Annotated in this window: 12 protein-coding genes and 1 pseudogene; all 13 read right to left on the bottom strand. The window is 62.4% G+C overall.

The window, feature by feature from the left end:
- A partial coding sequence (locus tag ABYV89_RS08145) for a hypothetical protein (RefSeq protein WP_432822452.1) occupies positions 1-500 on the bottom strand: 500 nt, incomplete at its 3' end.
- The gene (locus tag ABYV89_RS08140; RefSeq protein ID WP_432822451.1) at positions 497-1096 is read right to left on the bottom strand and encodes a class I SAM-dependent methyltransferase; all 600 of its coding nucleotides are present in this window, start codon (positions 1094-1096) and stop codon (positions 497-499) included. The genes ABYV89_RS08145 and ABYV89_RS08140, both read right to left, overlap by 4 nt.
- On the bottom strand, positions 1087-2394 hold the full coding sequence (locus ABYV89_RS08135) for a DUF6365 family protein (RefSeq protein ID WP_432822450.1): 1308 nt from the start codon (positions 2392-2394) through the stop codon (positions 1087-1089). The genes ABYV89_RS08140 and ABYV89_RS08135 overlap by 10 nt, the downstream gene beginning before the upstream one ends.
- Complete coding sequence (locus tag ABYV89_RS08130; RefSeq protein WP_432822449.1) at positions 2391-3635, bottom strand: DUF6365 family protein; 1245 nt, start codon at positions 3633-3635, stop codon at positions 2391-2393. The genes ABYV89_RS08135 and ABYV89_RS08130 overlap by 4 nt, the downstream gene beginning before the upstream one ends.
- The gene (locus ABYV89_RS08125; RefSeq protein WP_432822448.1) at positions 3632-4549 is read right to left on the bottom strand and encodes a radical SAM protein; all 918 of its coding nucleotides are present in this window, start codon (positions 4547-4549) and stop codon (positions 3632-3634) included. The genes ABYV89_RS08130 and ABYV89_RS08125 overlap by 4 nt, the downstream gene beginning before the upstream one ends.
- Complete coding sequence (locus ABYV89_RS08120; protein WP_432822447.1) at positions 4546-6573, bottom strand: B12-binding domain-containing radical SAM protein; 2028 nt, start codon at positions 6571-6573, stop codon at positions 4546-4548. Before ABYV89_RS08120 ends, ABYV89_RS08125 begins: the two co-directional genes overlap by 4 nt.
- A 74-nt stretch (positions 6574-6647) precedes the next feature.
- Positions 6648-6923: a hypothetical protein gene (locus tag ABYV89_RS08115; RefSeq protein ID WP_432822446.1), complete on the bottom strand. Its 276-nt coding sequence runs from the start codon at positions 6921-6923 to the stop codon at positions 6648-6650.
- A gap of 23 nt (positions 6924-6946) precedes the next feature.
- Positions 6947-8008 carry a radical SAM protein gene (locus ABYV89_RS08110; protein ID WP_432822445.1) on the bottom strand — a complete coding sequence of 354 codons (1062 nt, stop codon included), beginning with the start codon at positions 8006-8008 and terminating at the stop codon, positions 6947-6949.
- On the bottom strand, positions 8001-8885 hold the full coding sequence (locus ABYV89_RS08105) for a sugar phosphate nucleotidyltransferase (RefSeq protein ID WP_432822444.1): 885 nt from the start codon (positions 8883-8885) through the stop codon (positions 8001-8003). Before ABYV89_RS08105 ends, ABYV89_RS08110 begins: the two co-directional genes overlap by 8 nt.
- A 170-nt stretch (positions 8886-9055) precedes the next feature.
- Positions 9056-9706: a response regulator transcription factor gene (locus ABYV89_RS08100; RefSeq protein WP_432822443.1), complete on the bottom strand. Its 651-nt coding sequence runs from the start codon at positions 9704-9706 to the stop codon at positions 9056-9058.
- Positions 9707-10007: 301 nt separating this feature from the next.
- Positions 10008-12350: a PAS domain S-box protein gene (locus ABYV89_RS08095; protein ID WP_432822442.1), complete on the bottom strand. Its 2343-nt coding sequence runs from the start codon at positions 12348-12350 to the stop codon at positions 10008-10010.
- A gap of 120 nt (positions 12351-12470) precedes the next feature.
- Positions 12471-13259, bottom strand: a complete 789-nt coding sequence (locus ABYV89_RS08090) for an ABC transporter permease (protein ID WP_432822441.1) — start codon at positions 13257-13259, stop codon at positions 12471-12473.
- Positions 13256-13689: pseudogene (locus ABYV89_RS08085) on the bottom strand (ABC transporter ATP-binding protein); the annotation flags it as partial. The pseudogene ABYV89_RS08085 and the gene ABYV89_RS08090, both read right to left, overlap by 4 nt.

Here is a 13689-nt window from a genome sequence, read left to right as displayed (position 1 = left end):
GCGGTCGCCTGCAGCAGCAGGCGATAAAAAATTTTCGCCAGATCGGGCGCAGATTCCGCCGACGCCCCTGCCCGCTCTTCACGGTGGCTGGCGAGACCGGCCAGGTTGCGGATCTCCGCCCGCCGCAGGCCGCGAAGCTGTGCCGCCAGCGGGCCGGCGAGGCTGTTGTCGGTCACCAGCAAGTCAGGATCGAAGGCGTCGATGGCCGCCAGTTCCGCCGCCAGGTGGTCTCCAAAACAAAACCGGACCGGCGTCACCTCCGGGGCCAGCTGCTCAAACATCTGCCGATAGGCGCGAGGCGCCCCGGCCGCCACCACCGCGGCGAAGGGGGGATCGCAACCCGGGTAACAGTGAAACCCGGCCATCTCGATCAGCGCCCTTCCCTGCACGCCGGCCACAAAAGCCGCCTGGTGCCCCTGTCCGATCAGCGCCTCGGCAGTCGCCAGGCATCGGCTCACATGGGAGTGCAGGATGCTCAGTGGCGAAAACAGAACCCTCATCGTTCCTCGTCCCACCCCGCCGACCGGGCAACGGCAACAAATCCGTCCACGGTCTCGGGATCGAAGTCCGACAGAATATTGGTCCCGCACTGGCCGTACCAGGTCGCGGCAAACCGCCCCCTGAGCAGGTTTCGGCAGTCGTCGAAGTCGTAGGTTCGCACATGGTGAGCCAACTCAAGCTGCCGGGGAATAGAGCAGACCAGGGTGGCCCCCATGGCGGCCACCTGCCGTAGAAAGGGCTCAGTATCCTCAAGGTGCTCCAGAGTTTCGAAGCTCACCACAACATCGAAGGTTTCGGCGAATTCCCCGCGTTCCAGATCGAGCAGGACCAGTTCATGGTCACCGAAAAAGTGATGGTAGCGGCGGGCAAAGTCGAGGGCCGAGGGAGACTTGTCGACACCGACCACCCGCGACGCCACGTGACCCAGTAGAGCCGTACCGTAACCGGTGCCGCAGGCGGCGTCGAGCACCCGCCGATTGGCGCAGTACGACAGGGCGAAACAGTAGCGCGCCAGATGCTGGGCATAGATGTCGGGAAGCATCCGCATCAGCGGCGGCACCACCCGCTCGAAGGAGATCAGCTCTTTCAGCTCCATGCCACAGCCTCCCTTCCCCAGCGGGACTGCAGAATGTCCAGCACCACGCGGGGAGATGACAGTTGATCCATCTGTCGGCTCAGGGCGGCCTGCCGCTCGCCAAGCCTGCCTCGCACAAGAGAATCGTACAGAAGCCCCCGCAGGGTCTCAGCGCTTTGGCGGGTTTCGAAAATTTCGCCGTACAGACAGCTCCCGCCCAACGGATCGGCCGCCAGCAACGGGGTGTAATAATCGTGCATCCCGACCGGAAAATAGCGCCAGCGATACAGTTCTTCGTCGCCGGCCGCCGGGAAAAAGGCTCTGAGCTTTGCGGCAGGGAGCCCCTGGCCCAGGGCGAGGGCCGGCACCCCGGCCCGGGCCGCCTTGACCAGACTTCCCGAGATGCCGTTGAGCGACAAGACCAGGTCGGCCGAGCCAAGCAGGGCGTCGTAGCGTGCCTCATCGAGCGGCGGCAGGGAGGCCACCGGAAGGTCCTGCCACTGCGCTGCAGCATCAGCGGTCATGTGCGCCACGGTGACGATCCGGATGCCATCCCCCAGTAAACGCAGCAGTTCCGCAAGGCTTGCCTGCACCCTTGCAGCCATCGCGGCAATACCCCGTCCCGCCTGAACCATTCGCTCGCCGTCGCCAAAGGCCCTGGCCCACAAAGGGAGAGTCTCCCGGCAGACCGACTGGCGGTGATCGAACAACCCGACCAGAAAAACCAGCTTCTGGTCGTGATTGCAGCCGGCGGCACTTCGCCAGTGAGTCTTTTCGGCGACGCTGACCGGACCGTTTTTGAACAGGGGCAGGGCCAGCCGATTACCGTCGGCGGCACTGGGGAGCTGGAAGGGACAGACCGGGATGGTTTCGGCAAACCAATCGACTGCCGCCTCGCTCGCCCCGGGATCCGCCTCGATCAGATCAACGGATTGTCCGGCGATGTCCATGCGATAACCGGCTTCGCACCAGCCGTGAGAATCAAAGCTGACCACCGGCACCTCGAGGGACCGCCAGAACGCCAGGGAAAGTCCGTACAGGAACCCGGTGTACCAGAGAGACAGAAAATCAGGAACCAGGATCAGGTCGGGTTGATAACGGGCCAGAAACCGGGCAACCTTGCGCTCATTCCCTTGCCGCTCGCCCGGTTCCAGAAACAACCCGCGGCGGCGCCCGCGGCGCAGCAACGGGTGATGATTGACCCCGGTGAGATAAACCATTTCGGCCTGGCCGGCCGGAAGTTCATCGGCAAAGCTGAACAGCAGGCCGAGCTCGCCATAGGTGAAGGGGGCGCCGCAAACGGCCAGAATCCGCATCATGCGCAGACCTCCATCACCCCGCGCATGACCTCGCCGGGCGCCCGCAGGTCCTTCAGACCGGACAGGTACCCTGCCTGGCGTGCCTCCATCGCCTGCCGGGCGGGGCTTTCCGCCAGCAGTTCGACCAGGGTCTGCCGGCACCCTTCGACGTCGAGGATTTCCAGGTCGGCAAAGGTCTCCAGGTAGGCGTTGTCCCGCAGCAGCCGGGACACAAAACGATGCCAGCCGAGCGGCGCCATCCGGTAAGGAAAGACCCGCCCGGCCCGTCGCGCCAGGGCACGCACCTCGTCGCTGAGGGTAAAGGCACTGAACGCCTCAATCCCCTCGGCGCTCTCGATACTGTGACTGTTGCCCAGCATGGCCGCCGGAACCCCGAAGTGAACAGCCTTGGTCAGGGTGGTGGCGATGACGTTGTTGGTCAGGCAGAGATCCGAAAGGGCCAGCAGATCATCGAACAGGGCCGGCGAGGCAAAGTCGAGATGCCGATAGTTGAGCCTCGGGCTGGAGAAGCAGAGCGGTTCCGGACCGACGTGGAGCAGGGTCAGGTCGCAGCCCAGCCCATCGAGAATCAGCTGGTACAATTCGGGAAGACAATCGCCGAAGCGACGGTCAGGGTTGTTCTGGTAGAGCCAGCTCTGCCAGCCGGCGGTCGCCATAAAAACAACTTTTTCTCCTTGGGCGAAACCGTGCCGGGCACGCAGATCGCGGCGTGGAGCGGGAGCCCGGTAGGCGGCCGGGTCGAAAAGGCTGTAGGGGAAATATTTCTCGGAGCCGGCGCCGGGACGGTTCAACGGGCAGGGGCGCAGATGCACGGGGAGTTCACTGATCCCCCGCGACATCTCCTTGACCCGCCCGTCGAAAAAGTCGACCCGGAAATCCGAACTCTCCCATTCGTAGATATCGAAGCTGATCAGCGGGCGCTCGTACTGCCGCAGTGTTTCGATGTCGAGGCCGTAGCAGGCGCGACTGTGGGCCAGGGTATAGTAGTCGGCCAGAACGATGACATCGGGTTGGTTGACCCGCACGAACTCTCCGAGCAGAACCTTGTTGAGCAAGGGCTGCGCCCCGATCAGGATCAGGTAGGGATAATCGCCGCCCTCGAAGAGCCTGGCCGCGTTCTGTGAAATGACGAAGCTGCAGCTGAAGGCGGCGGGGTCGAGCCTCCGGGCAAAGCTCTGGGCGATAATCGCCTCGCCCAGAGCAAAAACGCTCGATGCGACGAACATCACCCGGATCGTCATTGGCCGACCTCCCTGACAGCCGACTCAGGCTGCGAGCCGAATTCGTCCCAGCCGCAAAACTCGAGATATTCCTTGTATACCCCGCCGCAGCGAGGTGCTTGACCGCAGTTCAGGCAGGGTTCACCCATCATTTTGCAGGTGCGGTCCATGAACTGCTCATAGTCGTCGAACACCCAGGCGCGGAACAACATCCGGATATCCCGCTGCTGCTGCCGTTTGTGATAGCGCTCAAGTCCCGGCAGGGTACAGTAGGGGAACCCTTCGAGGGTCAAAACGGCGCCACGGGGGGCAAAGCGCTCCACGGCCTCGCGGACGAGGGGGGCCTGCTCCCGGCAACGGGGTACAAACTCCTGAAAATTGCGCAGAGCATAGCCGGCCGGGTGAATATTGGAGATGTTGAAGTGGCGCACTCCGAGCCGCCAGCCGCATTCAATGATCTCACCAAGGCGCTGGTAACTGGCGCGGGTCAGCACCGTGTTGGTTTGCACCCTGCCCCCCAGCTCCAGCACGTTGCGGATTCCCGCCGACAGGCGCCGATGGGCCCCCGGAGAACCGGCCAGACGGTCATTGGCAACGGGATCGCCTTCGTGCAGCGAAACGATGAACAGCTTCACTCCCCGGTCAATCAGGCGCCGGGCGAACTCCCGGTCGCCCAGCCGGCAGCCGTTGGTCTGCAGGGTAATCTCGCCGAAGCCGGCCGACCGGATTCGGTCGATGATGGCGTCAAATTCGGGGTGCAGGGTCGGCTCGCCACCGTGGAGATTGACCCCCTGGTAGCCCTGGCCCCGGTTCGCATCGAGAAACGCTCCGATCGTTTCGAGACTCTCGTCCCCCCGGTGGTCGGGTGCGCTGACCACGCAGAAACGGCAGCGCTGGTTGCATCGTTCGGTCACGTGGATGCTCAGGTATTTCATGAGGCCTGCTCCTCCACGACCTGCCCGCAGGCTTCGCCGCCCCTGTCATCCTCCGGAATCCAGGAAGCCAGAACCCCCTGGTCAACCAGGTGTCCGGCCAGCGCCATGACCCGCTCGAGCTGCCGGATCCGGCGGGCCGGATCGCCGAGGCCGCGGCAGAAAAAAGCCGCAATCCGCCGCTGAATGGTGGTCGCGCTTTTGAGCTCCCGAAAAAATTCCGCTTCTTCCTCCGCAAGAGGCAGGATCCCCAGAGAACTCGCGCCCAGGCGCCGCTCCGCCCGCCGGGGATAGAACATCAAAGTCAGTGGATCCCCCTCGGGAAGCGCATCGCCGACCGGCACGGCCAGCTGCGGCAGCAGGCGCAGCACCCCTTCTCGCGGCAGACTCAGCCATTGCACAGTGCGCAGCCAGGGGTCCCCTAAAGCCGGCGCCGCAGAGCTCGACCGCAATCCTTGCGAATATGCGCGGATCTCTTCGCAGTGAAACCGCTCCTGCGCCCGTCTGGCTTCGTGCTCCAGCCGCAACAGGCTGGCCCCCTCCCCCCCGCAGGCAGTAACCAGCGCCTTGAGGCGACCGAAAAAATCACCGCGGTTATCGGCCGGAAGCGCCTGCCAGGTCTGAAACAGGGCGGCGCTGCCCCCTGCGCAGTCCGTCAGTTGCAGAGCGGTCTGCGGGTAGTTCAACAACAGGCCGTGGATGAAATCGAAATAGTCCCCGCTGTAGTGGCGATTAGTGACCCAATAGGCATCGGGAAAGAGTTGTTTGTGCGCCGCCGCCTCGATGTGGCCCGTTTCGAGGCCGCCAAGAAAGAACCGGTAATCGGGGCGCAGTTCGAGTTGCTCCTGGCTTCCGGCGAACATTTCGGTGCCGGGATAGCAACGCAGGCGGTTGATACGATAATCGTAGATCCCCATGGCGACCAGCTTGCGAACAAAGGCCAGGGTCTGGTCGATGTCTTCTTCCGTTTCCTCGGGAAAACCGATAATAAACCCTGCCGTAACCTGGATGCCGCAGGCAACGGCCGCAGAGAGGGTGCGCTCCAGCGCCTCCGGGGAGCATTGCTTGCGGATCGCTTTCTGCAGCCGCGGCGAGGTCGTTTCGATCCCGAACAGAATGCGCGCACACCCCGCCCGCCGCATCAACTCCAGCAAGTCTTCGCCGAGCCCCTGTACCCGGGCGTAACATTCCCAGGAAATCTCCAGCCCCTGCTCGATGATCCCGGCACAGACCTGGCGGACGTAGCCGGGGTCAAAGGTGAAGGTGTCCAGATCGAAGATAAACTCACGGCAGCCAAAATCCTCCTGCAGGTGAACCAGCTCCTGCAGTACCCGCTGCGGGCTCTTGGTGCGGGGCTTGCGTTCCCAGAACAGGCTGGTTGAGCAGTAGGTGCAGGGGAAGGGACAGCCGCGGCCGACATCGACTGGGGTCAGATTCTGCGGCGACAGCGGATAGTTCCCATAGGCCGGAACCGGCAGCCGATCCAAATCGGCGGGCTTGGCCATGTGCGAATTTTCGACGATTTCCTCGCCTCGACGGAAGCTGAGGTTGGGCACTTCGTCCCAGCCCCCTCGCTGCTGCGCCACGGCGAGGAACCGGGGCAGCGCGATCTCCCCCTCGCCGCGGATGACCGCGTCGACAAAGGGAAAATGGGCAAGGATTTCCCCCGCCACAATGGAGGCATGGGGACCGCCGAGCAGGATCAGGACCTGCGGTTTGCGGGCCTTGAGATACTCGCAGATGCGCAACACTTCAGGAAGGCTGCGCGACGCGGTGGAAAACCCGTAGATATCGTACTCGAGCTCGACCAGGTGCGCCGCCGTTTCTGTGACAAAGCGGTCCAGCCCCCGCGGCTCCCCCGCACCGGGAAGGCTCAGCAGGTCGAGCACCCGGTGCTCGATCCGGGCCTCCTGCAGCACGGCGGAGAGGGCAAGCAGCCCGAGGGGAATATAGGGCCCCAGGCAGCGCTGGTCGGGTTGTGGCAGGTTATCAAGAAAAACAAAACTGGGAATCAGGCAAATCGACATCTTTCAGGCCTCTCGGTGCCTGGCCAGGGTGAACCGGCCAATCGTTGATTCAGGTGAGTTTCAGATTCTAAAAATCAATAGTATGAAGCAGCGACACCAATATCCTTGATCAGATCGGCGCTCGCCGCGATGCCGGCAGCAAAGGCCTTGGGATCCTTGACTGACCTGCCCAGCTTGCGGATTTGGGCCGGGTCGATTTCATTGAGTTGCTTGAGGGTTTCGGCCTGTTTATCGGAAATGCCGAAAATTTCCTGAACGCTCTTGGGGCTTCCCAACGCCCATTCCCTGAATTTGTCATCCATGACGACACCGACGATGACGCGTTCCATCAGATCCATTTTTTCTGTCATTTATTCCTCCATTGAAGGCCTGTTCACCCTGGACAGGCACCGAGATCAGTTTGCGGTCGCGCCCCTTCGCGGGGCAGGTATCTGCTGATTTCCAAAAGTGCGCGCCACCCCGGAGAATTCAGCACGGTCAGCACTTCGTCCCTGAATTCGCGATCAGCCAGCAGGCAGATACACAGGTGGCAGGCGCAAGTAACCTCTGCCGCGGCCAGGCGCTCACGCGACGGGCTCGGCGCCAGCAGTTCGAGCAGTCCCCAGGGGCCGTGCCGGGATAAAAAGAGGTACAGGGGATTGGCCAGCGCCCGCGCCATGAGGATCTCCCACCCCTCGGCATCGACATTCCCCAGTCGGTAAGGGGCGCCGTGGTCCCCGGCGGCGCTGAAGGTTTTACCGATATGGCACATGGCCAGGGTGCCGTCGAGAAAGACCAGGGGGGTATTGATGCGGCATGGCCCGAGGGGGCTTTCGGGGCCCAGGCCGCCGATCTTCCAGGACTCCAGGTCCACCGTCGAAGGCATAAACGGGGCGGGGATGATCGGGTTGAAAAAGACCCGTTCACCAAGGCCGTGCTGCCGAAGCAGATCCTTCATATCCAGGCGCTCCTGCACTGTTCCGGCCGAGACCACCAGGCAGACATCCTGAAGGTGACAGGAGCGGGCGGCCTCAATGGCCCAGCGGACCTTCTGCAGCGGCACGTAGTTCAGGTGGTGCCGGTCGACACTGACCCAAAGGTGGCTCAGCCCAGGGAGGGAGTCCAGCACACGGCGGGCCTGCGCCTCACTCTCCGCCCAGAAAGCATTGGTAAAAACCCCGGCCGTCACCCGGCCGCGCTGGCAGCACTGCAGGGCCTGTCGCAGCAGGTCGAGGTCGGCAAAGGGTTCGCCCCCGGTAAAAACAAGATGATTGAAACCATATCGCAGGGCCCCTTCGAGTCGCCTCAGGATCACCTGCGGGGCCGGAAAATCGGCGCTGTTTTTCTCTGCCAGACCGCAATGCCCGCAGGCAATGGGGCAGCGATCGGTGATAGCGGCCAACAGCGGTCGCACCGCCGCCGCCCGGTTTGCTGCGGGAATTGCGGAATTAGTCATAAAGAGCTGCCCTCATGGGAACAGTGTCCAGCGCAGGCCAGGCTCCCTGAACCTCCGGGCAGGCAGTTTTCTCGACTTGCCCGAAGGTCGGCTCCAGCATCCGGCGCGCAGCCGTCAGTCCCTCGGCGGTACCGATGTCGATAAAAATCCCCTCGGGGAAAGACTCTCCTTCTACCTTCAGCCCGGCAACAACCGCCTGCTGAAAGAAATAGCCGAGAGGCGGTTCGGGAAGCCCGTTTCGCCGGGCACGTGCCAACCCGACATGCAACAGCTCGGTAAATGCCGGCCCCCAGCAGGCAGTGCCCCAGGTATTGCACAGATCGGTGTGGAGAGGCTTGTCCTGAACTTCGAGGATGCGCCCGGCTTTATCCAGGCGAACGGGTCCGAGCCACTCCGGGCGGTCCGTTGGGAAAACCCCCAGCACCAGGTCCAGACATCCGGTTATCAGGCGGCGGCGGATGCTGCGGTGGGCGTCGACAGGAAAAATAACGGTATCCGGCAGCCCAAGCAGAATCCTCGCTCCGGCAACCCAGGGGGTGGCCACATCTATGGCAGAGGCCAAACCGGTGGGCGCAGCCTGGTAGAGGTAGGCGATGTGCATGCCAAATTCTTCGCCGCTGCCGAAATAGCGAACCAGTTCAGGCTTGTGGGCACCGATAACAACAAACGCATGCTTCACCCCGGCCAGCCTGGCCCGCTCCAGGGAGTATTCGCTGACCGCCTTCGGCCGAACCTCGCCTGCACTGCCCGGCCTCGGGGAAAACCCCAGCGGGAAGAGCTCCTTGGCACAGCCCTGTGGCCAGAGCCGGCTCCCCAGGCCGGCCGCCGGAATCAGAACCGCATCCGTCAATGGCGTTGTCGTCGCATTCAGATTCAAAGAATTTCTCCATTAGCGTTATCAAAAAGTGTCGCAGGCAATAAAAGTACCCGACAAATGCTCAACCAAAATCGGTCGATCATCGTATAATTTTTCCTAATTGTTGCACTGGGATCAGGCGAAAGTATGAGATGCGGACACGGGGAGCGGTGCCTTTAATACAGAGGGGATTACAGGTGCTTCAGGGCCCAACGGACCGCATGAGTGCGATTGGAGACGTTGATCTTGCGGTAAATCTTGTAGAGGTGGGTTTTGACGGTATGCTGGCTGATGTAGAGGCCCTGCGAAATGGCTTGATTGCTTTTGCCCTGGGCGAGCAGGGAGAGGACCTCGATTTCCCGGCCGGTGAGATGTACTGAAGAGTGATTCAGCGCCGGCGCAGCCTGGTGGCCCGCCGCCAGCAGACAATCAACCATGAATCTGCGTGAGCTCCAGATGTCACCGGAGAGGATGGTTTGCACGGCACGCAGCAGAACCGCGCTGCCATCGTTTTCGTAAACGAATCCGCGCACCCCGGCCTGCAAAGCCTCACGTTCGATGCCCAGAGCCCGGGGGAGGTGCACCAGCAGGGTCAGGGGAATCGGCAGCCGCGTATGCAGCTCGCTGCACAGGGTTTCAACTAGAGTGCGCCGCTCCGCGGAGCGGCAATCAAACATAACCACCGGCCGTTGCGATGAAGACCGGGCGTTGCCGACCTGCAGAAGGCTTTGGCCGAATTCAACGCCGCTGTCAAAGTGATCGGTGATAAAACGAGCCAGCAGAGAATTGGCAAGATCCTGCGGACCGATGATCCAGAAGCGAGCAACTTTTTCTGAATTCATTATATTTTATAGACGAACGGCACGAACACCGCCGTGTTCCTCGATATAAAGGGGAAAAAACGTCACAAGAGCCGGTCGCACTACCCGCGGCCACTTCTCATGCCCCCCCACATATATATATAAATTAATTCACTTTCACCAAAAGTCAATCGATGCGCCTTGGCCGAAAAAAATCGCGAGCGGCATGCAAATGCGGCCAAAGCAGGGGATTCGCCTGAAAAGTTAACACCTTGAGAATTACGGAAAGACCGCGGGAAGGATTTCTGAAAATTTGCAGGACTGAACGGGGTCACCCGGCCACTCAAGCGCCGAGCCACTCCCCGATCACGGCAAAGAGATTCTTGAAGTTGAACGGTTTGGCCAGGTAGGCATCCATCCCGGCATTAAGACATTTCTGCTGGTCGGTCTGGTAGGCGTGGGCGGTAAGGGCGACGATGGGGACATGACCGCCTCGCGCCGCTTCCTGCTCCCGGATGGCGCGGGTGGCTTCAAATCCGTCCATCAGCGGCATCTGCATATCCATCAGGATCAGGTCATATGTTCCTTGCTCCCACATCCCGACCGCCTCCTCGCCATTGCAGGCGGTGTCGAATTCGATGCCGCCCTGGCGAAGCATGATTCCGAGCAGACTGCGAATGGTCGGGTCGTCTTCCGCCACCAGCAGGCGTGGACTGCCCGCATCCGCCGGGGCCGGAAGCGGGGCGGCACCCTCCGCCGGGGCAGCTTGAGGAACATCCGCGGCGGATTCCCGCAGCGGCAGGGCAAGGACGAAGGTGGCTCCCTGGCCGGGTTCGCTGGTAAAAGTGATGGCCCCGCCCATCTGTACGGCCACCTCCTGGCTGATCGAAAGGCCGAGGCCGGTCCCGCCGTAACGGCGGGTATGGGAGGCATCCCCCTGGATGAAGGGCTGGAAGAGGTCTTGCTGCTTCTCTTCGGAAATCCCGATCCCGGTGTCGGCCACGGTGAAGGCAAGATTCCGCCGCCCGTCAGCGGTCAGATCCCCGGCGACCACCCGGACGGCTACCTGCCCCTGCCCCGTGAATTTCACGGCGTTGCCGACCAGGTTGACCAGGATCTGCCGCACCCGCCCATTATCCCCTTGCACCACCCGAGGGGTGCCGGGAGCAATGTCCACCACCAGATCAAGCCCCTTGCGCTGAGCTTCGGGCTCGAACAGCTCCAGCACCCCCCGCACCATGTCATGGAGATTAAACGGCTCTTCGAGCAGGGTGAGCATACCGGCCTCGATCTTGGAAAAATCGAGGATATCGTTAAGAATCCGCAGCAGCGCCTGGGCTGACTTGCTCACCGCCTGCAGATGCCCCCGCTGCGGCTCGGACAGCTCCCCGTGGAGGGCGAGGTCGAGCCGGCCAAGCAGGCCGGTCATCGGGGTGCGCAGTTCGTGGCTCATGTTGGCGAGAAACTGGTCCTTGGCCCGGCTGGCCGCTTCGGCCGACGCCTTGGCCTGCCGCAGAGCCGCTTCGGCCTGCTTGCGTTCGGTGATATCGTGAACCATGCCCACAGAACGGATGACCGTGCCGGCCTGATTTCTGATATGCTCGCATTTCTCATGAACGTTGCGGATTTCGCCCGTCGCGTTCCTGACGATCCGATGCTCGATTTCGTAACTGTCCCGCCCCTCGCGCAGCGAACCCTGGTAGGCTTCATCCACGGCAGCACGGTCCTCCGGGTGCACCGCTTCGAGGAAGGCCTCGTAAGAAGCCGCAAACTCCTGCGGTTGCAAACCGAAAATCCGGTAGACTTCATCCGACCAGGCCAGTTCGTTCTTGAGCAGGTCCAGCTCCCAGCTGCCCAGGTGGGCGATCTCCTGCGCCCTGGCCAGCCTCCGCGCACTCTCCCGCAGCGCCTCATCAGACCGCTTGCGGTCGGTGATATCCTCGGTGAAAATGACGATCCCCCCGATCTCGCCGGCGCCATCGCGCCAGGGGTGAATTTCCCACAGGAGCCGCTGAACCGAACCGTCAAGCCGCTCAAACCGGTCCTCCTCCGCCCGCACAACCTCCCCGGCCAACCCCCGGCGATGGGCCTCGCGCCACTCCTTCGGGATTTCCGGGAAGACGTCGTAATGGGACCTGCCGACCAGATCCTGTTGATCCATGGCATAGTCGCTCAACCAGCGGCGAGACGCGCACAGGTAGCGCATCTCGCGATCGAACATCGCCAGCGCGGCAGGGGCGTGCTCGATAAAGAGCCACAACCGGGCTTCTCTTTCCTGCAGCGCCGACTCGGCCCGTTTGCGTTCGGTGATGTCGTGGAGGGTCACCAGAACCTGGTAGGGTTCGCTCTCGCCTTCTTTGACGAGCGGGATGGCGTTGATCACCAGCCACACGAAGTCTTGCCGGCGGGGGTTGAAGATGCCGGCGACGACATCCTTGACCGGCCGCCCGGTGCGCAGGGCCAGCATCGAGGGGTGCTGCTCCGTGGGCAGGTCGGTACCGTCCTCCCTGACAACTTTCCAGGCCGGAGCAAAGGAGGTGCGCCCGAGAAACTGCTCTTTGTCCAGCCCGAACATTGCCAGGGCCGCAGGGTTCACATCGAGGAGGGTTCCATCCGCCTGCTGGGTAAAAACTCCCTGGGCCATGGTTTCAAAGAGAAGTTGATACTGCCGCTGATACTCAGTCATAAAATTTATCAATCTATTGCCACCGCGTTGCCCAAAGTGGTCTTTTTTCAACCTGCTCCCCAGGTGTCCTCTCCAGTATAGAGGTCTCTGTTCCCTGCGTCAAAAAGTTGGATCCTCCACCTACTTGATCAGCCGCCGGTGCATCAGGCGCAGCGCCAGGGGGATGCCGATGGAACAGAAGACCAGCAGGTAGGCCAGGTGCCAGCACATCCCCGGATAAAGCTGCCCCATACACAGAGCCCTGGCCAGGGCGACCAGGTGGGTCAGCGGCAGGATTTGGGCCACCCCCTGGGCCCATCCGGGCAGGGTGTCGAGGGGAAAAAAGGTGCCGCTGAACAGGAACATCGGGGTGATGAAGAGGAAGATCGGCAGGTTGAAGACCTCGATGGTCGGCACCACGGCGGTGAAGATCATACCGATGGCGGCAAAGGCCAGCCCGCCGAGCAGGGCCAGGGGAAAGAGCAGCAGCCCGTGCGGGAAGCTGACCAAGCCGAACAGGCTGACCACCACCAGCATCAGCGAGAGGGCGATGAGCGACTTGGTCGCCGCCCAGAGGATCTCGCCGGTAATCACTTCTTCGATGTTCAGGGGGGTGGCGAGCATGGCGTCGAAGGTCTTCTGATAATACATCCGCACGAAGGAGTTGTAGGTGGTTTCGAAGAAGGCGTTGTACATGATCGCCACCGAAAGCAGCGCCGGGGCGATGAAGGCCAGGTAGGAGACCACCTCGCCGCGGTAGCTGACCCCCTTGACCAGCACGCCGAGGCCGACGCCGAAGGCCAGCAGGTAGAAGAGCGGCTCGAGCAGCGGCGGCAGAAAGCTGATCTTCCAGGTCTTGCGGTAGACCGCGAAATTGCGCTGCCAGACCCGCAGGCAGCGGGACGAAATCCCCATCCGCGCGCGCCTCATTCCCGCAGCTCCCGGCCGGTCAGGCGCAGAAAGACGTCTTCGAGGGTCGCCTGGCGCAGGCTGCAGCCGGCGCAGGAGAGCTCCCGGTTCAGCCGGGCGAAGAGTTCGCTGCCGCTCGGGTTGTAGATCAGCAGTCGCTGGGCGACCGCTTCGTACTCGATCTCTTTCTCCCTGAGAAAGTCGAGCATGGCGGGGCCCGGCGCGCACACCTCGATGACCTCCCGGCCGACATAACGCTCAATCAGCTCCGTCGGCGCCCCTTCGACCAGCACCTTGCCGTGGTCCATGATCAGCAGGCGGTCGCAGAGGCGGGCCGCCTCTTCCATGTAGTGGCTGGTCAGCAGGATGGTCAGCCCGGTCGCCTTGAGTTCTTCGAGGCGCTGCCAGACCTGGTGGCGGGACTGGGGGTCAAGGCCGGTGGTCGGCTCGT

Origin of the sequence: Trichloromonas sp., assembly GCF_041583255.1 — a bacterium.
Classification (GTDB): domain Bacteria; phylum Desulfobacterota; class Desulfuromonadia; order Desulfuromonadales; family Trichloromonadaceae; genus Trichloromonas.
This window is presented reverse-complemented; position numbering and strand designations above follow the sequence as displayed.

Bases quoted from the DNA above. Each gene is read 5' to 3' on its own strand.
- ABYV89_RS08140 (WP_432822451.1), bottom strand. From the start codon at position 1,096: ATGGAGCTGAAAGAGCTGATCTCCTTCGAGCGGGTGGTGCCGCCGCTG.
- ABYV89_RS08135 (WP_432822450.1), bottom strand. From the start codon at position 2,394: ATGATGCGGATTCTGGCCGTTTGCGGCGCCCCCTTCACCTATGGCGAG.
- ABYV89_RS08130 (WP_432822449.1), bottom strand. From the start codon at position 3,635: ATGACGATCCGGGTGATGTTCGTCGCATCGAGCGTTTTTGCTCTGGGC.
- ABYV89_RS08125 (WP_432822448.1), bottom strand. From the start codon at position 4,549: ATGAAATACCTGAGCATCCACGTGACCGAACGATGCAACCAGCGCTGC.
- ABYV89_RS08120 (WP_432822447.1), bottom strand. From the start codon at position 6,573: ATGTCGATTTGCCTGATTCCCAGTTTTGTTTTTCTTGATAACCTGCCA.
- ABYV89_RS08115 (WP_432822446.1), bottom strand. From the start codon at position 6,923: ATGACAGAAAAAATGGATCTGATGGAACGCGTCATCGTCGGTGTCGTC.
- ABYV89_RS08110 (WP_432822445.1), bottom strand. From the start codon at position 8,008: ATGACTAATTCCGCAATTCCCGCAGCAAACCGGGCGGCGGCGGTGCGA.
- ABYV89_RS08100 (WP_432822443.1), bottom strand. From the start codon at position 9,706: ATGAATTCAGAAAAAGTTGCTCGCTTCTGGATCATCGGTCCGCAGGAT.
- ABYV89_RS08095 (WP_432822442.1), bottom strand. From the start codon at position 12,350: ATGACTGAGTATCAGCGGCAGTATCAACTTCTCTTTGAAACCATGGCC.
- ABYV89_RS08090 (WP_432822441.1), bottom strand. From the start codon at position 13,259: ATGAGGCGCGCGCGGATGGGGATTTCGTCCCGCTGCCTGCGGGTCTGG.